We start from the raw sequence: 20,807 nt of genomic DNA on the forward strand, positions 1-20,807 counted from the left end.
GCCGTCAGAACCTCACCCTTGCGCCGAGGCCGAGCGCCCGCCCGCTGCCCGGTATGCCGGCGAAGACGCCGCCCCCGCCGGCCGCGTTGCCGGCGCGATAGGCCGAGGTCGTGTAGCCTTCATCGAAGACGTTCTCGACGAAGCCGTAGACGTCGAAGCTGTCGCTTTCCCAGCCCGCGCGCAGGTTGACGAGGTTGTAGGCATCGAGCCTCCGGCTATTGGCCGGGTCGATCTGGCGCGATCCGACATGCTGGTACTCGGCGCGCCCGAAGGCAGAGCCCGCCCGCCGGGCGATCTCCAGCGGATGGCGGTACTCGGCGAACAGCGAGGTGGTGAACCCCGGCGCGTAAGGCACGTCGTTGCCCTTGATCAGCGCGTTGCCGGAGGTGATCTCGGCATGCAGCAGGCTGGCCGCCGCGCCGAAGTGCCAGCTCTCCGTCGGCCGCGCCGTCATGGTCAGCTCCCAGCCATAGCTGCGCGTGTCGGCGTTCTGCACGTCGAACCGGCCGGCGACCGGGTTGAAGGTGAAGAGCTGCTCGTCGCTCGTGTCGTTCAGGAACACCGCCGTCGACATCTCCAGCCAGTCGGCGAGCGGGCTCCCCTTCAGCCCAGCCTCGTAGGACCAGGTGCCGGAGCTTTTGAACTCCGTCAGCGGAATGCCGATCGAGGCGAACTGGTTGAAGAACAGGTAGCCGCCCGGCTTCTCGCCGCGGGCGATGGTGCCGTAGACGGTGAGCTCCGGCCCCAGGTCGAAGCTGAGGCCGGCGCGCCCGGTGACGAAGCCGAAGGTGCTCTCCTGGCTCTCGGCAAAGGCGGCAAGGCCCGGGGCGCCGCCCGGCCGGCCGGCATAGGTGCCGCCGAACTGCTGGCGCTCGTAGGTGTAGCGGGCGCCGCCGATGATCCGCAGGCGCTCGCCCACCGGCACGGTCACTTCGCCGAAGGCGGCAAGGTTGGTCTTCTTCAGCCGGCCAGTATAGGCGCCATTGGCCATGGCAAGGCTGGTGATGTCGGTGGTGCTCTCCAGATCGGAGTAGAGCCCGCTGACGCCGGCAACCCACTGTCCCCTGTCGCCGATCTCGCCATTGAGCCGCAATTCCTGGCTCACCTGCGAGCTGGTCTCATCGATCCGCCGCACATTCGCCCCGGCCGCGCCGAAGGCGAAGGGCGGCAGGCCGGTCTGCGCGCCGCCGATGAAGCCGTCCAGCAGGTCGGCCTCCAGATCGAGCTCGTAATGGCTGATGCCGGTCAGCGAGGTCAGCGTCGCGAAACCGAGATCGTGGGTGATCTCCAGCGATCCGCCGGTGGTCTCGGTCGTCGTCTCGGGAACCGGTGCGAAGGCGTTGCGCGGGAAATGCGGGTCGTCCAGCCATACGCCGGTCGTCGGCCGCTCGCGGCTCCGCGAATGGCGCAGCGACAGCACCGCGTCCGTCCCGTCCGACAGCTCGGCGGCGACCTTCGCCGAGATCGCGCCGGAATATTGCTCGCGCACGGACTTGTCGTCCCGCACGACGTTGCCGGCCCCGTCGAAGACGATGTTGCGGATGTCGCCGTCGAACCCGTAGAGCGTGCCCGACAGGCGCGCCGAGACCCGGTCCGAGATCGCCCCGCCGACGCTGGCGTCGAGCTTGCGCTCGCCGTGCGAGCCGACCTCGACCCCGATCTCGCCGCCGAACTCGGGCACGGCGTCCTGCGTCGCCACGACCACCGCGCCGGCTTGCGAGTTCAGCCCGAACAGCGTGCCTTGCGGCCCTTTCAGCACTTCGATGGAGCGGACGTCCATGAAGCGCTGGTCGAACACCCGCGCCGGCAGCGGGACGCCGTCGACGTAGTAATTCACCGACGGCGAAATCAGCGCCGACGACGAACCGATGCCCCGGATGTTGAGCGTGTTGGCGAAGCTCAGGCCGGTATCCGCGAAGTTGAAGTTCGGCACCCGTCCGACCAGGTCGGCCGTGTTGCGGATGCGCGCAGCTTCGATCTCCTCGGCCGGCAGCGCGTCGACGGAGAACGGCACCTCGCGGATCGGCTCCTCGAACTTGCGGGCCTCGACGACGATGGGCTTCAGCCGGGTCGCGCCCCCCAGATCTGTGCCAGAGAGATCGATGGCAGAGAGGTCGGTGCCAGAGAGATCGAGATCGGTGGCGGCGAGGCCGTCGTCGTCGCCCATGCCGTCCTGGGCCGTCGCGGCCGTGGCAGCCGAGACGGCAAGGGCCGCGAGGAGGATCGTGCAGGTGATGTCCTTGGCGTGTCGGTTCCGCATGGCGTTCCTGTCTTGCGTCCGTTGATTTTGGTTTGTCTACCAACCAACAAACATGAGAGTCAAACTCATATTTGAGCGCAGCGAACAGCAGACAGGACGACAGGGCAGGGCGCCGCTCTGGCGGGCCGGGGATATCCGGCAAAAGCGCGCGGGGATATCGTGAAAAGGGGATCGGGGATAAGCCGGCACGGCCTGCGGGGATATCTCTCCCCCACGCGGCAAGCGGGTCGGACCCGAGGCGGCACCGCCGGCAGGTGTCGTCAGACGGGGATTGAGCGGGGACAAGTGCCCTGCACGCCTCACCGCACTGCCGGCCTCTCTATCGGCATCGGCCCCGACGTCTCTGCCGCCGCTGCGATTGCCGATTTCGAGACGAGATTCCCAATTTCACGCGATTTCGAGACGGAATTTTGCAAAATCCGTCTCAATTTTCGAGACGACCGCTAAGCCGGTTTTCGGTGCCTCAGACGCTGCTGCCGCGCAGCGCCTTGTAGACGCGGCTGGTCGGGCGGATGCCCATCTCGTGCTCGATGAAGGCGACCGCGTCGAGCAGCGGCTCCATCGAGATTTCGCAGTCGTAACAATCGCCTAGAAGCAGGTAGAGGACGTCCTCGGTCGCAACGTTGCCGGCCGCGCCCGGCGCGAAGGGGCAGCCGCCGAGCCCGCCGGCCGCCGCATCGACGGTCCGAATTCCGAGGCGCAGGGCCTCGGCGACATTGGCGATGCCCATTCCGTAGGTGTCGTGAAAATGCGCGGCAAGCTCTGCGACCGGAACGTGTTCGGCGACCGCCTCGACCACCGCGGCAATGCGCGCCGGCGTCGCCTTGCCGAGCGTCTCGCCGAGCGAAATCTCGCCGCAGCCCATGTCCTTCAAGGCTCGCGACACCTCCGCGACCGCCGCCGGGGCGACCCGTCCCGCATAGGGGCAGTCGGTGATCGTCGAGACGTAGCCGCGCACGAAAAGCCCGGAATCCTTGGCCTTTTCGACGAGCGGGCGGAAGCGGGCGAGCGACTCGGCAACGGTGCAGCCGATGTTCTTTTCCGCAAACGCGTCGCTTGCGGCGGTGAACACGGCGACCGACCGGGCGCCGTGCTCGATGGCCTGGTCGAGGCCGCGCTCGTTGGCGACGAGCACCATGTCGCCGTCCCGCTCGCGCGAGCCGGTCGCGGCCATCACCTCGGCGGTGTCGGCCATCCGCGGCACGGCCCTCGGCGAGACGAACGAGCCGACCTCGATGCGCCTTGCGCCGGCCCGGCGCAGATGCTCGACGAGGCCGATGCGCGCTGCCGTCGCGATGGGCTCCTTGCGGGCCTGCAGCCCGTCGCGCGGGCCGACTTCGACGATTTGAACGCGCTCGCCCATTCCGCTCTCCCTGCTCCGGCCGGCTTACTTGCCGGCGCGAAGCCGCGCGAGGATCTCCTCGGCGACGTCCTGGCGAACCTTGCCGAGAGCCTTGAGTTCGCTCGCCACCTGGTCGATCTCGTCCCCGACCGCACCCACCAGCAGGGCGACGTTCTGGGCGTGCAGCGCCATGTGGCCCTTCTGGATGCCGGTGGTCGCCAGCGCCCGCATCGCCGCGAAGTTCTGCGCCAGGCCGATGGAGACGATGATCCGCGCCAGCTGGTCGGCGGTCTCGACGCCCAGCAGCTTGAGGCAGGCCTGCGCGGTCGGATGGATCTTGGTGGCGCCGCCGATCAGGCCGACGGCCATCGGCATTTCCAGGATGCCGACCAGGTTGCCGTCCGCGTCCTCCTCCCAGCGCGACATCGAGCCGTAATGGCCGTTGCGCGCGACGAAGGAATGGGCGCCGGCCTCGATGGCGCGGGTGTCGTTGCCGGTGGCCAGCACTACCGCACTGACGCCGTTCATGATTCCCTTGTTGTGGGTCGCGGCGCGGTAGGGGTCCGCATCGGCGAAATGGTAGGCCGAGATCATGTCGTCGCGGACCTCTTCGCCGCCGATCTCCTCCAACGGCCACACGGCGCGGGCGCGCGCCACGCGGCGGTCGGCCAGATTGGTCAGGATCCGCAGCAGGCTGCGGGCGCCGGTCCACTCCACCAGCCGCGGCGCCAGCGCCTCGGCCATGCTGTTGACCGCGTTGGCGCCCATCGCGTCGCGCGTGTCGACGATGATGTGGACGATGGTCATCGGCCCTTCGGCCGTCTCGATCACCCGCACCTCGATGTCGCGGAAGCCGCCGCCGAACTTGACCAGCAGGGGGTCGGTCTCGTTGCAGATGGTCCGGATCTCGTCGAGCCGCTCATAGACCTTGAGGCGCACCTGCTCCGGATCGCTGGCGCCGAGCAGCTGGATCTGCGCGGCCATCACCGGGCCGGACGAGGAGGTGAAGAAGCCGCCCGTCGGCCGGCAGCGCTTGGCCGCGTTGCAGACGGCGGCGATGACGGAGGACTCCTCCGTCGCCATCGGCACCAGCACTTCGCGGCCGTCGACGATCATGTTGGTGGCGACGCCGATCGGAATGGCGATGCTGGAGATCGCGTTTTCGACCAGCCGGTCGGCGAGCTCGATCCGCCCTTCCGCCGCCTGGGCGAGGCTGGCGATCGCCTCGTTGCCGAGGCCTGCCTTGGCGGCGACCGCCTGCAGGCGGTCGGCTGGCGTCATCTTGTGAAGACCTTCGATGCGGGAGGATCGAGCGTCGCTCATGGTCAGTCCTGTCCTGGGTGAGTTCTTACTGGATCATGGATCGCGGCAGCCACAGCACCAGTTCGGGGAACATGGCGCAGATCAGGATGCCGAGGGCCTGGAGGAGCATGAAAGGGATGATGGCGCGGTAGACCGTACCCATGCCGATGCCGGCCGGCAGCACCCCCTTCATGTAGAAAAGCGTGTAGCCGAAGGGCGGCGAGATATAGGCCATCTGCGCCGACACGAGAAACAGGATGCCGAACCACAGCCGGTCGAAATCGAGAAAGTCGATCACCGGCAGGAACACGGGCACGCACAGCAGGATGATGCCGATCTCGTCCAGGAACATGCCCAGGAAGAACAGGATCGCCAGCATCACCACCAGCACCACCCAGCGGTTGGTGTCGAGGTCCTGGATGAAGCCGAGCAGGAAGTCGGCGCCGCCCGTGCCGGTGAAGATCGCGACGAAGGCGCGCGCGCCGATCGTGATCCACAGGATCATCGTCGTGACCTTGACCACGTCGAGGGCGACGCCGGTCAGCAGCTCGCCGTTGAACCGCCGCTCGATCAACGCCGAGACGAAGGCGAGCGCAACGCCGACGGCAGCGGCCTCGGTCGGGGTGGCGATGCCCATGTAGATCGTGCCGAGCACGCCGACGATGATCAGCATCGGCAGGATCAGCGACTTCAGCGCGCCGATCCGCATGGCCCAGGTGATGTCGTCGCCGTCGGTCGGGCGCGGGGCGATGGACGGGTTCAGCGCCGAGCGCAGCACGATATAGCCGATATAGAGCGAGGCCAGCAGCAGGCCCGGCACCACGCCGGCAATGAACATCTGGCCGATGGAGGCCTGCGCCGTCACCGCGTAGACGATGGTGATCACCGACGGCGGGATCAGGATGCCGAGCGTGCCGCCGGCGCAGATCGTGCCGATGGCCAGCTCCGGCTGGTAGCCGCGCTTCAGCATCGACGGCAGGGCTAGCATGCCCATGGCCGCGACGGCCGCGCCGACGATGCCGGTCATCGCGGCGATGATCGTGCAGATGGCGACGGTGCCGACGGCAAGGCCGCCCGGCAGGCGCCGCGACCAGATCTCCATCGCCTTGTAGAGGCTTTCGATCACGCCGGAGCGTTGCAGCACGCTGGCCATCATCACGTAGAGCGGGATCGCCAGCAGCGATTCCGACCGCATCGTGTCGTAGAGGTTCAGCACCGTCACGGTGAGCGCCGCCGGCCCCCACAGGACGACCGTAAAGAACAGCGCCAGCGAGCCGAGAACGAAGGCGAGCGGCAGGCCGGTGAGCAGCAGGCTCACGAGGCCGCTGAACATCACCAGAAGGACGAGTTCGGAGCTCACGGGCGGGCCTCCTTGGCGGTGGCCGCGGGCGGTGTGCGCAGTGCCATGGCTGCTTCCACGAGCGCCTGGGCGAACAGCATCAGGAAGGCGAAGGGCACGATGAACTTGATCCACCAGATCGGCGGGTTCCAGGCCGAGAAGCTGGTCTCGCCGAGCTGGAAGGCGTTGACCGCGAGCGGCCAGCTGACCCAGCCGAGGACGGCGGCGAAGACGGCGATCACCAGGAAGCCAAAGATTTCAAGAGCCTGCCGGGTGCGCGCGGAGGCGCGCTCGGAGACGATGTCGACGGCGACATGCCCGCGCAGGTGCAACAGGTACGGCCCGGCCAGCATGAAATGCGGCCCGAACAGGAGCGTGCTCGCCTCCATCGCCCAGACGGTCGGGGCGTTGAAGGCGTAGCGGGCCACCACCTCGTAAAGCAGCATCGGCACCACGGCGAAGATCGCGAGTGCGGCAATGCCGAAGAGGATCCGGTTGAGCCCGGTGACGACGTTGAAGAGTGGGGTCATGAAGAAAGCCTGCTGTCGGTGACCGTCTGCTGTGGGTCAGGCAGGACGCAGCAAAACGGCGGGCGACGCAAGCGCGCCGCCCGCCCGGGAGCAAGGGCTCAGAGAAGCCCAAGAGACTGCATGAACGCGGTCTGGCTCTCGACGATCCGGGTGGCGAGCGCGTCGCCCTTGGTCGCCTTGTTCCAGGATGCCACTGCCTTGCTGCGCGCTTGCGCGATGTCGGCCGGGTCGAGCTGGATGATCTCGACACCCTGCTCGCGATACTTGTCGAGGACGATCGTGTCCTGGACGATGATGCGCTGGCGCAGCGAACCGGAGATCTCGCGGGCCGCGACCGCAAGGGCTGCCTTGAACGAGGCCGGCAGCGCGTCGTAGGCGGCCGTGTTGGCCACATAGCTGGTGGCGGTGGTCGGCTGGTGCACGCCCGGCAGGATGATGAACTTGGCCACTTCGCCGAGACCCGCCTCGAAGTTGGCGGTCAGGTCGCCGCGGTCGGCAAAGTCGATCAGGCCCTTTTCCAGGCCCGAATAGACGTCGGCGGTCGCCATCGGCGTCACGGCAACGCCGAGATCGCCCATCACCGCGGAGGCGAGGCCGACGAAACGACCCTTCTTGCCGGCCATGTCGGCAATGCTCTCGATCTTGACGGTCGAGTGCATCGGCTCTTCGCCGTAGACGGTCGGGGCGATGTAGAACAGGCCCGCCTTGCCGTAGGCTTCGCGCGCCATGTCGAGGCCGCCGAGCTCGTAGAACCACGCCTCGTACTGGTCCGGGTTCGGGAAGCCGAAGGGAATGGTCGAGGTGAAGGCGAAGGACGGGATCTTGCCGGCCTCGTAGCCGTCGAAGGTCTTCATCATCTGGAAGGCGCCGCTGCGCACGGCATCGAACGCCTGCGCCGCCGGGACCAGCTGGCCGGCCGAGAACAGCTTGATGTCGAACTTGCCGTCGGTCAGCTCCGCAACGCGGGCGACGAAGGCCTTCTCGAACTCGAACGGCGTGGTGCCGCCGTCCCACAGCGCCTGCATGCGCCACTCGACGGCTTCCTGCGCGCGGGCGACCGCAGGCATGGCAAGCACGCCGCCGCCAATGGCGGAAGCGGCCAGGAAACGGCGTCTGGAAACATCCTTCATGTGCATCCTCCCGGATAGTCGGTTTGTTATGTCCGCAAACTGTCCTAAGAATGACTGGGACAATCAAGGGACAGTTCCTGTCAAATTTGCGATGACTGTCCCAATGAATGGACTGGGACAATATTCAGGAAACGCGGCATGCCAAGGCTTTCGAGAGCAGACACGATCGTCCAGCATGTCAGCGGGTTGCTGTCCGCCGGCGCCTACAAGGCGGGCGAGCGGCTGCCGTCCGTGCGCCAGGCCGCGCGCGAGCACGGCGTTTCCAAGAACACCATGGCCGAGGCTTATGACCGGCTGGTGGCGCGGGGCCTGCTCGAATCCCGGGCCGGCTCCGGATATTACGTCGCCCAGTTCCAGCCGCCGCGCCAGGTGCCGCCGGCCGCCCATGTGGCCGCCGCCGTCGACGTGGTCTCCCTGCTGCGCGAACAGCTCGACCAGCATTACGAGGTGCGCCCCGGCGATGGCCGCCCGCCGCCCTTCTGGATGGAGGGCTCGGAGCTCAAGCGCTATTTCTCGGTGTTCAAGGCGGCGGGCCCCGTCTCCGTCGACTTCGGCTACGGCAGTTCCTGGGGCTATGCGCCCTTGCGCGAGCGCCTGCGCGTCCTGCTGATGGAGCGGGCCATCGCGGTGCAGCCGGACGGATTGCTGCTCACCCACGGGGTCAATCACGGCGTCGACCTGATCATCCGCCACCTGATCGAGCCCGGCGACACGGTGTTCGTCGACGATCCCGGCTACTATCCGCTGTTCGGCAAGCTGACGCTGGCCAAGGCGAAGATGGTCGGCATCCGCCGCCTGCACGACGGCCCGGACCTCGATGACCTTGCCGCCAAGCTCGCGATCCACCGGCCGAAGATCTTCTTCACCCAGTCGCTGGCCCACAATCCGACCGGCGGCTCGCTGTCGCCGGCGGTGGCCTTCGGGCTGATGCGGCTTGCCGAGCGCTGGGGCTTCCTGCTGGTGGAAAACGACGTGCTCGGCGACATCCTGCCGGCGACGCTGCCGCGTCTTGCCGCGCTCGACCAGCTCAACCGGGTGCTCTATGTCGGCACCTTTTCCAAGACCCTGTCGGCGAGCCTGCGCTGCGGCTTCGTCGCCGGGCACCCGTCGATCATCTCCTCGCTCGGCAATCTCAAGATGCTGACGACGGTCGCAACCTCCGACTATGTCGAGCGATTCGTCTTCAAGCTGATCCAGGACGGCCACTATCTGCGGCACCTGCGCCGGCTGCGGGCGCGGGTGGAGGAGGCACACAAGGCCTCGCTCGACCAGATGGAGGCGCTGGGGCTGACGGTGCGCGCCAGCGTCACGCCGGGCTTCTACCTGTGGACGGAGTTTCCCGACGGCATCGACGAGCTGGAGCTCTGCCGCAAGGCGGCCGAACGCAGCATCTTTCTGGCGCCGGGCAGCGTCTTCACGCCCGACCGTTCGGCGCCCGAGCGCACAGGGCGCGGCCGCGCGGCGATCCGCATCAACGTCGCCTACGGCACCAATCCGCGCTTCATCGAGTTCCTGCGCGACATCATGGCCGGGCGCTGAGCATCGCGGGCGCGTCGTCCTGCGCGGCGAGTGCCGTACGCAGGGCCCTCGGGTCGACTTCGGCGCCGGTGAAATGGCGGAACGCGTCGATGCCCTGGTGGAAGAACAGCTCGTAGCCGCTGACGATCGTCGCACCGGCCGCTTCCGCGCCCCTCAGGAAGTCCGTGTCGATGGGCGTGTAGACCGCGTCGAACGCCCAGGATGAACCACGCATCAGCCCGGTATCGATGGGGCTGCCCGGATTGCCGACCATGCCCACGGGCGTGCAGTTGAGGAAGCCGTCCGCTCCCTCTGCCGCCTCTTCCGCCGTCTCCGCATGGCGTGCTCCGGGCAGGATGCCGCCGTCCTGCAGGGCGCGGGCAAGGGCTGCCGCGCGGGCCGTGTCCCGGTCGAAGATCCGCAGGTCCCCGGCGCCCAGCGTGGAGAGCGCGAAGGCGATGGCCTTGCCCACCCCGCCGGCGCCGATCATCGCGACGCGGCCGGGAGAGGCGGCTCCGAACCCGGCGCGAAAGGCCGAGATGAAGCCGGAATGGTCCGTATTGTGCCCTTCCGGCCGGCCGGGGCCGAACAGCACCGTGTTGCAGGCGCCGATGGCGCGGATGCGGGCGTCGGGCACGGCGAGCTGCGCCACCACCTGCTCCTTGTAGGGGTAGGTGATGTTGATGCCCCGGTAGCCCTCCTCGGCGCAGCGCCGGAAGACCTCGTCGAAGGACAGCCCGAGATCGCGGGGAATCAGCCTCTCATAGGTCACATCGAGCCCGCAGAGCCGCCCGGCCTCCACATGCAGGCGGGGCGAGTGCGAGCGGGCGATGTTGTCGCCGATGAGGCCGAGCCTGATGACGGCCATGATGCTTCCCTCTGGCACAGTCCGTGACGAATGGCCGGAGGGTAGTCGCTGACGAGCGAGCTATCAACGAGTGTTTTTTGTTTTATCCGATATTTTCGATTTTGTGTGTTGAGTCTATCGGATCGTTCCGGTCGCCAGGGCATGTTCGACGCCGCCTTCCACATGGCGAATGAGCACCGCGCGGGCCTGATCGGCATCGCGGGAAATGGCGCATTCGCGCAGGATCCGGTGCTCCTCGGCGGCGATCTCGCCGCGGAAGGAGAGGGCGATCATCTGGTAGCGCAGGTATTTGTCGAAGACGCCGGCATGGGTCTCCATCAAGACGGCCGAGCCGCAGGCGGAGATCAGCGCCTGGTGGAACTCCCAGTCGTAGCGCTTCCAGACCTCGGTCTGGCTGCGGTCTCCGCCCTGCATCCGCTGCTCCAGCGTCGCCAGCTTGTGATGGGCCGCGACCACCCGGCCTTCCCATTCCATGTCGCCTCCGGCGAAGGACAGCACCAGCGCATGGCTCTCCAGAAGCAGGCGCAACTCCGCGATCTGCTTGAGGTTTTCGACCGAGACCGGGGCGACTTCGAACCCCCGCTGGCCCTCCGCGATGACGAGGCTTTCCGAGGACAGGCGGTTCAGGATCTCGCGCAGGGTGCTGATGCTGGCGCCATAGGCGTCGCGCAGCCGGTCGAGCTTGAGCTTCTGGCCCGGAGCCAGCCGGCCGAAGATGATGTCGGTGCGGATCCGGCGATAGGCATTCTCGCCGATCGTCTGGGTCTGGTCGCCGTCTGCGGCGGAAGCGTCGTGTTTCATAGGATCGTGATAATGTCGGATCGTCCGCAAGGCAACGCGGTTGCCGTCGGAGGCGATGGAAGCCTCGGGCCTCAAGGCGTAAGGGAGCGGGAATCTGCGGTTCCGTGCAGCGTCGTCGGGGCGGGGAAACGCGGGCTGACGGTCGTTTCAGGAAATGATGTAATCGAAAATATCATATATTTTTATGATCACCTATTGATGCGAAGTCCCTCTAGTGGCATGACTCCTCTACGACGGGCCGGCGACGCGGGCCTCCGTCAACGAAAATGGCTTGGGAGGAGTGCCATGTTCACTTTGACACGACGGTCGCTGATCGCGGCCGGCACTGCGCTGGCGATTGCCGGGTTTGCCACCACGGCGATGGCCCAGGACACGGTCCAGCTTCGCTTTTCCGCCGTCTTCTCGGACCAGGACATCCGGGCCGGGATGATGCAGCGCTTCGCCGAAGGTATTGGCGATGGTTTCGACTACCAGGGCTATTACGGCGGTACGCTGTTCAAGCAGGGCACCGAGCTCGTCGCCCTGCAGCGCGGCAACCTGGAGATGGGCAACATCGCCCCGCAGGACATTTCCAACCAGATCCCCGAATGGTCGGCGCTGACCTCGGCCTACCTCTTCCGCGACGCGGATCACCTGCGGACCTTCTTCGCCAGCGATGTCGGCAAGGAGATGTCGCAGATGGTCGAGGACCGGCTGAAGGTGAAGATCCTCGGCCCGACCTATTTCGGCTCGCGGCAGGTCGGCCTGCGCGTCGACAAGAAGATCGAGACGCCCGCCGACATGGCCGGCATCAAGCTGCGCATGCCCGGCGGCGATGCCTGGCAGTTCCTGGGGCAGGCGCTCGGCGCCAACCCGACGCCGATGGCCTATGCCGAGGTCTATACGGGCCTGCAGACCGGCGCCATCGACGGCCAGGACAACCCGCTGCCGAACGTCCAGAACATGAAGTTCTACGAGGTGATGTCGCAGATCGTCCTGACCTCGCATCTGGTCGGCTACGACCTGCTGACGATCTCGCTCGATACCTGGAATGCCCTCTCGCCCGAACAGCAGGCGAAGGTGCAGGAAGCGGCCGACGCAGCGATCACCTGGAGCACGCTCGAGCACATCAAGCGCGAGGAGGAGCTTGCGGTCTTCTTCAAGGAGCAGGGCCTGCAGATCTACAAGCCCGACGTCGATGCCTTCCGCAGCCATGCGCAGAAGATGTATCTGGAATCGGACCTGGCGAAGGACTGGCCCGAGGGCCTGATCGATCGTATCAACGCACTTTGACCGGTGCTGCGGGGGAGGGCGCGTGTCCTCCTCCGCTTGTCTGCCGCGCCGTTGACGACCCTTGCCCCGAACGCTCCGGAGGCCCGCATGCGGATCGCCCAGATCGGCCGCTTCCTGTATCGCCGCGCGGAAAACCTGCTCGCCCTGATGCTGGCGGTGATGTTCATCGCCTTCCTGCTGCAGATCGCCTTCCGCTACCTTCTCAACCTGCCGACCGGCTGGACCTCGGAACTGACCGTGGTGATGTGGCTGTGGCTGGTGCTTTGGGGCGCCGCCTTCGTCCTGCGCGAGGATGAGGAGATCCGCTTCGACCTCCTGCATTCCGGCGTCGGGCCGCGGGCGCGGCGGATCATGACGGCAGTGGGCGCGCTCGCCCTGATCGGGCTCTACCTTCTGTCGCTGCCGGCCGTCGTCGACTACGTGACCTTCATGAAGGTGCAGTCGACCGCCTATCTGAAGATCCGCTTCGACCATCTGTTCTCGATCTATGTGATCTTCGCGGTGGCCGTGCTCGTCCGCTACCTGTGGATCCTCTGGCGTGCCGTTTCGGGCAGCGACGGCAGGAGCGGCGACGGCGACGGTGCGGCGTCGACACCGGAGGGGCAGGCGTGATCGATCCCTTTGCCGCCTGCATCGTCGCGATCCTCGGGCTTGCCCTGCTGGGGCTGCCCATCGGCCACTCGATGATCGCCGGCTCGATCCTCTATCTCTATCTCGCCGGCCTCGACATGGGCACGGCGGCCGAGCAGCTGCTCAACGGCATGTACACCAGCTATGTGCTGCTCGCGGTGCCGCTGTTCATCCTCTCGGCCGAGATCATGAATTCCGGCTCGATGACGCTGCGCCTGCTCGACTTCTGCAACGCGCTGGTCGGCCGGTTCCGCGGCGGCCTGGCGCAGGTCAACGTCATCCAGTCGATCATCTTCGCCGGCATGTCGGGCTCGGCCATCGCCGATGCGGCCGGCGTCGGCAAGATGATGCAGAAGATGATGACCGAGGGCGGGCGCTACCCGGCGAGCTTTGCGGCCGCGCTCACCGCCGCGACCTCGGTGATCGGGCCGATCATTCCGCCCTCGATCCCGGTGGTGCTCTACGCGCTCGTCTCCGATGCCTCCATCGGCTACCTGTTCCTCGGCGGCATGGTTCCCGGCCTGCTGATGGGCGGGACCTTGATGCTGCTGGTGGTGCTGACGGCGCGCCGGCGCGCCTTTCCGGTGGAAACGCCGGTCCCCTTGCGCGAGATCCCCGGCATCACCGTCAAGGCGCTGCCGGCCTTGATGATGCCGGTGGTGCTGCTCGGCGGCATCTATTCCGGCATGACCACGCCGACGGAAGCCGCCGCCATCGCTGCCGCCTATGCGTTCCTGATCTCAGTGCTGGTCTATCGGACGGTGACGCCCGCCAGCGCCTATCGCTCGGTCCTGTCGAGCGCCCGCACCACCGCCTCCATCGGCATGCTGATCGCCGGTGCGCTGGTCTTCAACTACGTGGTGACGGTGGAGAACATCCCGCGCACGCTGACCGTGTTCATCCAGGCGCTGGACTTGTCGCCGCTCGCCTTCCTGATCCTCGTCAACATCCTGCTGCTGCTGCTCGGCTGCCTGCTGGAAGGCACGACGATCATCCTGATCGTGCTGCCGGTGCTGATCCCCACCGCAAAGGCGCTCGGCATCGACCTGGTGCATTTCGGCATCGTCAGCGTCGTCAATATCATGATCGGCCTGATCACCCCGCCCTACGGCCTGCTGCTCTTCATCATGACCAATATCGGCAAGGTGAGCCTCGGCGCGCTGGTGCGCGAGGTGATGCCGTTCCTCTATGCGCTGCTTCTCGCACTGGGGCTGATCACCTTCTTTCCCGATCTCGTCCTCTTCCTGCCACGCCTCTTCGGATACCAGGGCTGATACCATGTCTGCACCGATCTACGTCCTCAACGGTCCCAACCTGAACCGTCTCGGCACGCGCGAGCCGGAAATCTACGGCCGCACCACGCTCGCCGAGGTCGAGGCGATGTGCCGCGAGGCGGCCGGTGGCCATCCGCTGGAATTCCGCCAGTCCAACCGCGAATACGAAATCATCGACTGGGTCCACGAGGCGATCGATCGGGAGGCGGCGGGCATCGTCATCAATCCGGCGGCCTTCACCTTCACCTCCATCGCCATTCTCGATGCGCTGAAGATGTTTCCCGGGCCGCTCATCGAGCTGCACATCTCCAATGTCCACCGGCGCGAGGAGATCTACCACCGCTCGCTGGTCTCGCGCACGGCGACGGCCGTCATCGCGGGGCTCGGCGCGCAAGGCTACCCGGTCGCGGTCGGGGCCGTGCTGGAGCTCGCCGCGCGGCGCAAGGCCGCCTGAGCCGTCGACAGCTCAGGCCGCTTCCAGCAGCTTGGCGAGACGCCGCAGGTTGCCGCCGAAGGGCGACAGCACCGCGCTGATGCGCGAGGGCGAGGCTTCACCGAGATCCTGCCGGATGATCGCGGCAAGGCTGCCCGTGGCGCTGAGATCGATGTAATGGGCGCCGCCCTGCGCCTCGATGGCGGCAACGCTGGCGCCGAGCCGCATCGGCTCGCGGACGATCCGCCAGGCAAGATCCGGAATGCCGGGCTTCACCGGCGCACTGAGACAGGCCGACCAGACCGGCCAGAACGGGCTTTCCAGCCGCTCGGTCGCCGCATCGGCGACGACGGCCGCCCGCGCGGGCTCGATCCAGCTCGAGTGAAAGGCAAACGGCACCGGCAGCCGCTGGAACGGCGCATCGAGCCGGGTGAGGATCGCCTCCACCTCGGCGACGTTCTCGCCCGGCATCGCCAGCACGTGGTGGCGTTCGGCGTTGATGCCGGCAAGCTCGGCAAGGTGCCCGAGACGGGGCTCGCTCTCGCGCAAGGACGGCGGGCCGAGCACGGCGATCAGCGCGCCGGGCGCGCAGCTTTCCAGGAACAGGCGCGGCTGGCGGGCGACCGCGGCAAGCGCCGTCTCGAACGGCACCATCCCGGCAACGCTCATGGCGGCGAACTCGCCGAGGCTGACGCCGAGCAGCATGTCGGGGCGGATCCCCTTGTGCTGCAGCAGCTTGGCCATGGCAAACTGGGTCATGAAGATCGCCGGATGGGTGTGCTCCAGCCGGTCGAAGGGCTCGCTCGCCCGCCGTCCGCTCGCATGGATCTCGGCAAGCGGCGAGACGCCGTGCCGATCGCGCACGATGGCGTCGCCGATTTCCATCCATTGCCTGAACACCGGTTCTTCGGCAAGAAGGTCGGCGGCCATGTGGTAGTACTGGGAGCCCTGGCCGGCGAAGCAGAAGACGAGCGGCAGGGACTTGGGAGCAGGCGGCATGCAGCAATCCTGGCAGGGCGGTGCGAAGCAGGAGGGATCTATCTCGCACGGCCCGCCCTTTCGCGACAAGCTCGAGGCGGGCGTCGATCACGTCACCGTCTGGTGGCTGGACCTGAAGAGCATTGGCGAGGGCGACTGGCAGCTTCTGGAAAGCCTGCTGGAAGACAGCGAGCTGGAGCGCTCCACCCGCTTCCACTTCGACCGCGACCGGGACGTCTACATCGCCGCTCATGCGCTGACGCGCGGCCTCCTGACCTGGTGGACGGGCCTGCCGGCGCGCGACTGGCGCTTCACGGCCGGCGATCACGGCAAGCCCGAGGTGACGCCGCCGCCCGGCCTGCCGCGTCTTCGGGTGAACCTTTCGCACACGCGGGAACTGGCGGCCGTCGCCCTGACGGTCGACAACGATGTCGGCGTCGATGTGGAGTGGCTGGAGCGGGTGAACGACGTCGACCAGCTTGCCAAGCGCGTCTTCGCCGCCGACGAGCGCGCGCTGCTCGCCTCAACGCCGAGCGAGCGCAAGACCGAGATCTTCCTCACCTTCTGGACGCTGAAGGAGGCCTATGTGAAGGCCATCGGCAAGGGGCTGTCGCAGCCGCTCGATGCCTTCGCCTTCACCCTGGAGCCGCCGGTGATCCGTTTCGACGACATCGAGGCGGACGATGCCGCGCTCTGGCGTTTCCGGCACCTGCGCCCAACGGACCGCCACAAGCTCGCCGTCGGCGTGCGCCATCCGCATCCCGAGCGCCTGTCGATGGAGATCGGCGAGGCGCCGCTCGACTACTTGCGGAACCTCGGCGCGGCGAGTTCGTCCTCGACCTGATCGGGGCCGGGCAGCACCTCGCGGATATAGGCGGCCATGCCGCGCGACTGGTCCCACTGGCGCGGATAGCCGAGCGAGACTTCCTCGAAGCGCGTGCCGTCGCGCCAGTCGGTGCGCCGAACATGCAGATGGCCGGAGACCACGGCGCGCGCGTTGAACCGCCGGTGCCAGTCGGCGGTCGCCCGCGTTCCGCACCAGGGCGTGAAGCGCGGTGCGCGCGGAATGTGGATGAGGTCCTCGCGCAGCGGAAAATGGTTGATCAGCACCGTCGGCATGCCCGGGGGCAGGGCGGCCAGCCGCGCCTCCGTCTGCCGCAGGCGCTCGCCGCACCAGGCCTCGCGCGAGGCGAAGGGGGCGGGATTGAGGAACATCTCGTCGGCGCAGACCGAGCCCATTTCGCGCGCCCAGCCGACGACGCCGTCGCGGCTCACATGCGCCGGGCGGAAACTGTAGTCGTAGAGCAGGAACAAGGGCGCGATGGCGCAGGGGCCGCCGTCGCCGGTCCAGATCTCGTAAGGGTCCTCCGGCGTCACCACGCCGTGCGCGCGCGCCGTCTCGACGAGGCGGCGGTAGCGCTCCTCGCCGACCAGAGCCGGCAGCCCGGCCTCCTCCGGAATTGCCCACAGGTCGTGATTGCCCGGCACCCAGAACACCCGCGCGAAACGGCGCGTCAGCTCGGTGAAGGCAAGCCGCATGTGGTCGAAGCGTTCGCCGACATCGCCGGCCAGGATCAGCCAGTCGTCGGAATAGTCCGGCAGCGCGACAAGGGCGTCGCGGTTTGCCGGGCTGGCAAGATGCAGGTCGCTGATGGCGCGAAGTTTCATGCGGGGGCCTTGGCGGGAACCATGTCCGGGATCGTTCCTTGACCCCTGTTTTCACATGGGGAACACTCGCCGCCGACGTCAACCCCTTGAGGCACGTCGTGATTCCCCTTCGGCGACGGACGATCCCGTGACCTTGAAGACTGCCCATCTGCCCGACGGCCGGGAAATCGCCTGCATCAACCCCTACGAGGTTGATTTCGCAGTGCACGAGATCTTTTCCCAGGACCTTGCAGCGCATGGCCTGAGCCTGCCGCAGGACGGAACGGTCTTCGATGTCGGGGCGAATATCGGCCTGTTTTCGCTCTGCACGCTGCAGCAGGCGCCCTCCGCGCGCGTCCTTGCCTTCGAGCCGGTGCCGCCGGTCTTCGCCGCGCTGGAGCGCAATCTGGGAGCCGCCGGGCCGCAGGCCGTCGCCGTGCCGCTGGGCCTTGGTGCCAGGGCCGGCGAGGTGGAGTTCGACTATTTTCCCGGCGTTGCCGCATTGTCGACCGCGCATAGCGAGGTCGGCGAGCGGATGGCCGGCGGCATTCGCGACCTTCTCACGGGAAGCGCCGGCGAGGCGGTGCGCGCCGTGATCGAGCGCACCGGCGCGGGCGAACTGGCGCAGACGGACGGCTTTCTCGATACACTGCTCCGGGTGGAGCGGGTGCGGGCGCGCGTCGACACGTTGTCGTCGCAGATGGCGGCCTACGGTATCGAGGCGATCGACCTTCTGAAGGTCGATACGGAAGGCGCCGAGGAGGAGGTGCTTGCCGGCATCGAGGAGGCCGACTGGCCGCGCATCCGCCAGCTGATGGTCGAGGTGCATCTGGGCTGGCCGAAGCTGGAAGAGATCGCGGCCGGGCTGGCGGCGCGCGGCTACCGGGTAACGACCGACACGCATCCGCTCGCCGAGGGCGGGGCGGCGGTGTTTCACGTCTATGCGGCGCGATAGGAGCAGGCGGGGCGCATGAGCGAGCAAGGCACTGCCGCGACGGGCGAGGGGATCGACTGGTGGTCGATCCTGACGGACCGGGCGTTCCTGGAAAACCCTTATGACGAGCTGAAGCGGCTGCAGGCGCTCGGCCCCGTGCATCTCGACGCGGCCTCCGGCGTCTTTTTCGTGCTCGGGCATCGCGCCTTCCTGAAGGTCGCCAAGTCCTCCGAGCTCGGCCGCGACACCCGCCACTGGAAGAACGGCTGGACCGCGCCCGATTACCGGGTGCACGATCCCGTCGGCTACCGGCTGTTCAGCGAGTTCCAGCCGCAGATGATCAATTGCGACGGCGCCGAGCACGCGCGCATGCGCAAGGTCTACGAGCCGGCTTTCCGCTCGCAGGCGGTGCGCGATGTCGGCGCCCTGGTCGAGGCCGAGGCCGCGCAGCTGCTCGACGCGATGCCCCGCGAGGGGACGGTCGACTTCATCGAGGCCTTTGCCGGCCCCCTGCCGCTGCGGGTCCTGTGCAAGCTTTTCGACATTCCGCAAAGCCTCGACGAGACGGTCGGGCGCTGGAGCGCCTCGCTGATCCGCATCGGCGATATCCTGATGACGCCGGACCAGAAGAGCGAAGCGCTCGAGGCGCTGACGCAGTTCAAGGCCTTCCTGCGCGAGCACATCGCCGCCCGCCGGGCCCGGCCGGGCGACAGCCTGATGGACCTTGCGATCCGCGCCCATGACGACGGCACGCTCGACGAGGAGGAGACGCTGACCAATCTCGTCTCCATGCTGGTCGCGGGCCATGAGACCACGGTGACGCTGATCGGCAACGGCCTGCTGCTGCTGCTCCGGCATCCGGACGAGATGGCGCGGCTGCGCGCCGACCGGAGCCTGCTGCGCACCGCCATCGAGGAGTTTTTGCGCATGGAGCCTGGCGGCAACATGATCCTGCGGGTGGCGCGCGAGGATGTCGAGGTCGAAGGCACGCTGATCCCGGCCGGCGCCCCGGTGCTCGGCCTTGTCGGCGCCATCAACCGCGATCCGGCCCGGTTCGAGCGCGCCGACGAGGTCGATATCGGCCGCCCGGCCAATGCCCAGCTCACCTTCGGCTCGGGCCCGCATGTGTGCATCGGCGCGCCGCTGGCCCGGCTCGAGGCGCATATCGCCTTTTCCGCGCTGTTGGACCGCTACGGCTCCATCGAACTGGCCGGCGAGCCCGAATGGCGGCTCGACCGGCTCAACGCCCGTGGGCTCGGCCGGCTGCCGGTGCGCGTTAGAGGTGCTGCATGACCCGTGCGGTCGGTATCGAGGCGATGAACGTCTATGGCGGCATGGCCTGCCTCGACGTGAAGGAACTGTGCCTGCATCGCGGGCTCGACATGCCCCGGTTCGAGAACCTCTTGGTTCAGGAAAAGACGGTGGCGCTGCCTTACGAGGACCCGGTCACCTTCGCGGTCAACGCCGCCCGGCCGCTGATCGATGCGCTGGCGCCGGAGGAGCGGGCCCGCATCGAGATGGTGGTGACCTGCACCGAGTCCGGTATCGACTTCGGCAAGTCGCTCAGCACCTATGTGCATGCGCATCTGGACCTGCCGTCCAACTGCCGGCTCTTCGAGATCAAGCAGGCCTGCTACTCGGGCACCGCCGGCTTGCAGATGGCGGTGAATTTCCTGCTCGCCCAGACCTCGCCCGGCGCCAAGGCCCTGGTGGTGGCGACCGACATTTCCCGCTTCGCGCTCGCCGACGCCGGCGCGGTGGAGGAATGGGCCTATTCGGAGCCGAGTTCCGGCGCCGGCGCGGTGGCGATGCTGGTCTCCGACACGCCGCATGTCCTGCGCATCGATGCAGGGGCCTACGGCAACCACGCCTTCGAGGTGATGGACACCTGCCGCCCCGGCCCCGATACGGAGGCGGGCGATGCAGACTTGTCGCTGATGGCCTATCTCGACTGCTGCGAGGGCGCGTTCCGCGATTACAGCCGCCGGGTGGAGAATGCGGACTTTCGTGAAAGCTTCGGACAGCTGTGCTTCCACACACCGTTCGGCGGCATGGTCAAGGGCGCCCACCGGCACCTGATGCGCCGGCTCTACAAGGCGCCGCCCAAGGAGATCGAGGCCGACTTCCAGTCGCGCTTGGCGCCGAGCCTTGCCTTCGGCAAACGGGTCGGCAACACCGCCGGCGGCTCGGTCTTCGTGGCGCTCGCCGGCATGCTGGAGACGGTGGACATCGACGCGCCGATGCGGATCGGCATGTTCTCCTACGGCTCGGGCTGCTGCTCGGAATTCTACAGCGGCGTCGTGACGCCGGAGAGCGGCGAGCGGCTGCGCGCAATGCGCATCCCGCAGGCGCTGGACCGCCGCCACCGCCTGACGATCGCAGAATACGAGACGCTGCTGCGCGGCGAGAGCGTCGTGCGCTTCGGCACCAAGGACGCGGAGCTGAACCACCAGATCGTGCCGGATGCCTGGCCGGTCGATGCGGCCGGCGACCGGCTTGTGCTGGATGCGGTCGTCGGCTACCACCGCAAGTATATCTGGATCTGAGCC

At 67.4% G+C, this 20,807-nt stretch carries 19 protein-coding genes; 9 read left to right on the top strand and 10 right to left on the bottom strand.

Annotation, left to right across the window (positions count from 1 at the left end; genetic code table 11):
• Positions 1 to 4: 4 nt before the first annotated feature.
• The 6 genes from GH266_RS20410 to dctP form a co-directional block, all read right to left on the bottom strand.
• Entirely contained in the window at positions 5 to 2,260 is a 2,256-nt protein-coding gene (locus GH266_RS20410) for a TonB-dependent receptor (protein ID WP_158195469.1), read from the bottom strand.
• A gap of 463 nt (positions 2,261 to 2,723) precedes the next feature.
• Complete coding sequence (locus GH266_RS20415; protein WP_158195470.1) at positions 2,724 to 3,623, bottom strand: hydroxymethylglutaryl-CoA lyase; 900 nt, start codon at positions 3,621 to 3,623, stop codon at positions 2,724 to 2,726.
• Between the two features lie 24 nt (positions 3,624 to 3,647).
• Positions 3,648 to 4,925 (bottom strand): hydroxymethylglutaryl-CoA reductase, degradative, encoded by a 1,278-nt coding sequence (locus GH266_RS20420; protein WP_158195471.1) that lies wholly within the window; start codon positions 4,923 to 4,925, stop codon positions 3,648 to 3,650.
• 25 nt (positions 4,926 to 4,950) lie between these two features.
• Entirely contained in the window at positions 4,951 to 6,264 is a 1,314-nt protein-coding gene (locus GH266_RS20425) for a TRAP transporter large permease (protein WP_158195472.1), read from the bottom strand.
• Positions 6,261 to 6,773, bottom strand: a complete 513-nt coding sequence (locus tag GH266_RS20430; protein WP_158195473.1) for a TRAP transporter small permease subunit — start codon at positions 6,771 to 6,773, stop codon at positions 6,261 to 6,263. Before GH266_RS20430 ends, GH266_RS20425 begins: the two co-directional genes overlap by 4 nt.
• Positions 6,774 to 6,871: 98 nt before the next feature.
• Positions 6,872 to 7,903, bottom strand: coding sequence for a TRAP transporter substrate-binding protein DctP (dctP, locus tag GH266_RS20435; RefSeq protein ID WP_158195474.1), 1,032 nt, complete (start codon positions 7,901 to 7,903; stop codon positions 6,872 to 6,874).
• Positions 7,904 to 8,041: 138 nt separating this feature from the next.
• Here dctP and GH266_RS20440 point away from each other — a divergent pair, with 138 nt between their 5' ends.
• The gene (locus GH266_RS20440; RefSeq protein ID WP_158195475.1) at positions 8,042 to 9,442 is read left to right on the top strand and encodes an aminotransferase-like domain-containing protein; all 1,401 of its coding nucleotides are present in this window, start codon (positions 8,042 to 8,044) and stop codon (positions 9,440 to 9,442) included.
• Here the strand turns inward: GH266_RS20440 and GH266_RS20445 are convergent.
• Positions 9,426 to 10,289 (bottom strand): shikimate dehydrogenase family protein, encoded by an 864-nt coding sequence (locus GH266_RS20445; RefSeq protein WP_158195476.1) that lies wholly within the window; start codon positions 10,287 to 10,289, stop codon positions 9,426 to 9,428. The genes GH266_RS20440 and GH266_RS20445 overlap by 17 nt on opposite strands.
• 114 nt (positions 10,290 to 10,403) lie before the next feature.
• A complete protein-coding gene (locus tag GH266_RS20450; protein ID WP_158195477.1) occupies positions 10,404 to 11,090 on the bottom strand; it encodes a GntR family transcriptional regulator in 687 nt (228 codons plus the stop codon).
• A gap of 285 nt (positions 11,091 to 11,375) precedes the next feature.
• Between GH266_RS20450 and GH266_RS20455 the strand changes: the two genes are divergently transcribed.
• The 4 genes from GH266_RS20455 to GH266_RS20470 all read left to right on the top strand — a co-directional run bounded on the left by GH266_RS20455 (position 11,376) and on the right by GH266_RS20470 (position 14,720).
• Positions 11,376 to 12,362 (top strand): sialic acid TRAP transporter substrate-binding protein SiaP, encoded by a 987-nt coding sequence (locus GH266_RS20455; RefSeq protein ID WP_158195478.1) that lies wholly within the window; start codon positions 11,376 to 11,378, stop codon positions 12,360 to 12,362.
• Between the two features lie 87 nt (positions 12,363 to 12,449).
• Positions 12,450 to 12,974, top strand: coding sequence for a TRAP transporter small permease (locus tag GH266_RS20460; protein ID WP_158195479.1), 525 nt, complete (start codon positions 12,450 to 12,452; stop codon positions 12,972 to 12,974).
• A complete protein-coding gene (locus GH266_RS20465; protein WP_158196332.1) occupies positions 12,974 to 14,266 on the top strand; it encodes a TRAP transporter large permease in 1,293 nt (430 codons plus the stop codon). Before GH266_RS20460 ends, GH266_RS20465 begins: the two co-directional genes overlap by 1 nt.
• A 4-nt stretch (positions 14,267 to 14,270) precedes the next feature.
• Positions 14,271 to 14,720: a type II 3-dehydroquinate dehydratase gene (locus GH266_RS20470; protein ID WP_097175560.1), complete on the top strand. Its 450-nt coding sequence runs from the start codon at positions 14,271 to 14,273 to the stop codon at positions 14,718 to 14,720.
• A gap of 12 nt (positions 14,721 to 14,732) precedes the next feature.
• Here GH266_RS20470 and GH266_RS20475 read toward each other — a convergent pair whose 3' ends face one another.
• Positions 14,733 to 15,698, bottom strand: a complete 966-nt coding sequence (locus GH266_RS20475) for an acyltransferase domain-containing protein (protein ID WP_158195480.1) — start codon at positions 15,696 to 15,698, stop codon at positions 14,733 to 14,735.
• On the opposite strand from GH266_RS20475, the gene GH266_RS20480 reads away from it, so the two are divergent.
• On the top strand, positions 15,697 to 16,521 hold the full coding sequence (locus GH266_RS20480; RefSeq protein WP_158195481.1) for a 4'-phosphopantetheinyl transferase family protein: 825 nt from the start codon (positions 15,697 to 15,699) through the stop codon (positions 16,519 to 16,521). The two genes, GH266_RS20475 and GH266_RS20480, sit on opposite strands and share 2 nt — an antisense overlap.
• Here GH266_RS20480 and GH266_RS20485 read toward each other — a convergent pair.
• Complete coding sequence (locus GH266_RS20485) at positions 16,479 to 17,345, bottom strand: metallophosphoesterase family protein (protein WP_158195482.1); 867 nt, start codon at positions 17,343 to 17,345, stop codon at positions 16,479 to 16,481. The genes GH266_RS20480 and GH266_RS20485 overlap by 43 nt on opposite strands.
• 127 nt (positions 17,346 to 17,472) lie before the next feature.
• On the opposite strand from GH266_RS20485, the gene GH266_RS20490 reads away from it, so the two are divergent.
• Genes GH266_RS20490 through GH266_RS20500 form a run of 3 tightly spaced genes read left to right on the top strand, consistent with a single transcriptional unit; the run spans position 17,473 to position 20,804 of the window.
• Positions 17,473 to 18,279 carry an FkbM family methyltransferase gene (locus GH266_RS20490; protein WP_158195483.1) on the top strand — a complete coding sequence of 269 codons (807 nt, stop codon included), beginning with the start codon at positions 17,473 to 17,475 and terminating at the stop codon, positions 18,277 to 18,279.
• A 15-nt stretch (positions 18,280 to 18,294) separates the two neighbouring features.
• Positions 18,295 to 19,551 (top strand): cytochrome P450, encoded by a 1,257-nt coding sequence (locus GH266_RS20495; protein ID WP_158195484.1) that lies wholly within the window; start codon positions 18,295 to 18,297, stop codon positions 19,549 to 19,551.
• Positions 19,548 to 20,804 (top strand): hydroxymethylglutaryl-CoA synthase family protein, encoded by a 1,257-nt coding sequence (locus tag GH266_RS20500; protein WP_158195485.1) that lies wholly within the window; start codon positions 19,548 to 19,550, stop codon positions 20,802 to 20,804. The genes GH266_RS20495 and GH266_RS20500 overlap by 4 nt, the downstream gene beginning before the upstream one ends.
• The last annotated feature ends 3 nt before the right edge of the window (positions 20,805 to 20,807 follow it).

Origin of the sequence: Stappia indica (assembly GCF_009789575.1) — a bacterium.
Lineage (GTDB): Bacteria > Pseudomonadota > Alphaproteobacteria > Rhizobiales > Stappiaceae > Stappia > Stappia indica_A.

What these genes read in the sequence shown, in the direction of transcription:
- GH266_RS20440 (WP_158195475.1), top strand. Translation starts at nt 8,042, where the DNA reads ATGCCAAGGCTTTCGAGAGCAGACACGATCGTCCAGCATGTCAGCGGG.
- GH266_RS20410 (WP_158195469.1), bottom strand. Translation starts at nt 2,260, where the DNA reads ATGCGGAACCGACACGCCAAGGACATCACCTGCACGATCCTCCTCGCG.
- GH266_RS20455 (WP_158195478.1), top strand. Translation starts at nt 11,376, where the DNA reads ATGTTCACTTTGACACGACGGTCGCTGATCGCGGCCGGCACTGCGCTG.
- GH266_RS20470 (WP_097175560.1), top strand. Translation starts at nt 14,271, where the DNA reads ATGTCTGCACCGATCTACGTCCTCAACGGTCCCAACCTGAACCGTCTC.
- GH266_RS20485 (WP_158195482.1), bottom strand. Translation starts at nt 17,345, where the DNA reads ATGAAACTTCGCGCCATCAGCGACCTGCATCTTGCCAGCCCGGCAAAC.
- GH266_RS20475 (WP_158195480.1), bottom strand. Translation starts at nt 15,698, where the DNA reads ATGCCGCCTGCTCCCAAGTCCCTGCCGCTCGTCTTCTGCTTCGCCGGC.
- GH266_RS20450 (WP_158195477.1), bottom strand. Translation starts at nt 11,090, where the DNA reads ATGAAACACGACGCTTCCGCCGCAGACGGCGACCAGACCCAGACGATC.
- GH266_RS20495 (WP_158195484.1), top strand. Translation starts at nt 18,295, where the DNA reads ATGAGCGAGCAAGGCACTGCCGCGACGGGCGAGGGGATCGACTGGTGG.
- GH266_RS20430 (WP_158195473.1), bottom strand. Translation starts at nt 6,773, where the DNA reads ATGACCCCACTCTTCAACGTCGTCACCGGGCTCAACCGGATCCTCTTC.
- GH266_RS20415 (WP_158195470.1), bottom strand. Translation starts at nt 3,623, where the DNA reads ATGGGCGAGCGCGTTCAAATCGTCGAAGTCGGCCCGCGCGACGGGCTG.
- GH266_RS20480 (WP_158195481.1), top strand. Translation starts at nt 15,697, where the DNA reads ATGCAGCAATCCTGGCAGGGCGGTGCGAAGCAGGAGGGATCTATCTCG.
- GH266_RS20445 (WP_158195476.1), bottom strand. Translation starts at nt 10,289, where the DNA reads ATGGCCGTCATCAGGCTCGGCCTCATCGGCGACAACATCGCCCGCTCG.
- GH266_RS20420 (WP_158195471.1), bottom strand. Translation starts at nt 4,925, where the DNA reads ATGAGCGACGCTCGATCCTCCCGCATCGAAGGTCTTCACAAGATGACG.
- GH266_RS20500 (WP_158195485.1), top strand. Translation starts at nt 19,548, where the DNA reads ATGACCCGTGCGGTCGGTATCGAGGCGATGAACGTCTATGGCGGCATG.
- GH266_RS20460 (WP_158195479.1), top strand. Translation starts at nt 12,450, where the DNA reads ATGCGGATCGCCCAGATCGGCCGCTTCCTGTATCGCCGCGCGGAAAAC.
- dctP (WP_158195474.1), bottom strand. Translation starts at nt 7,903, where the DNA reads ATGAAGGATGTTTCCAGACGCCGTTTCCTGGCCGCTTCCGCCATTGGC.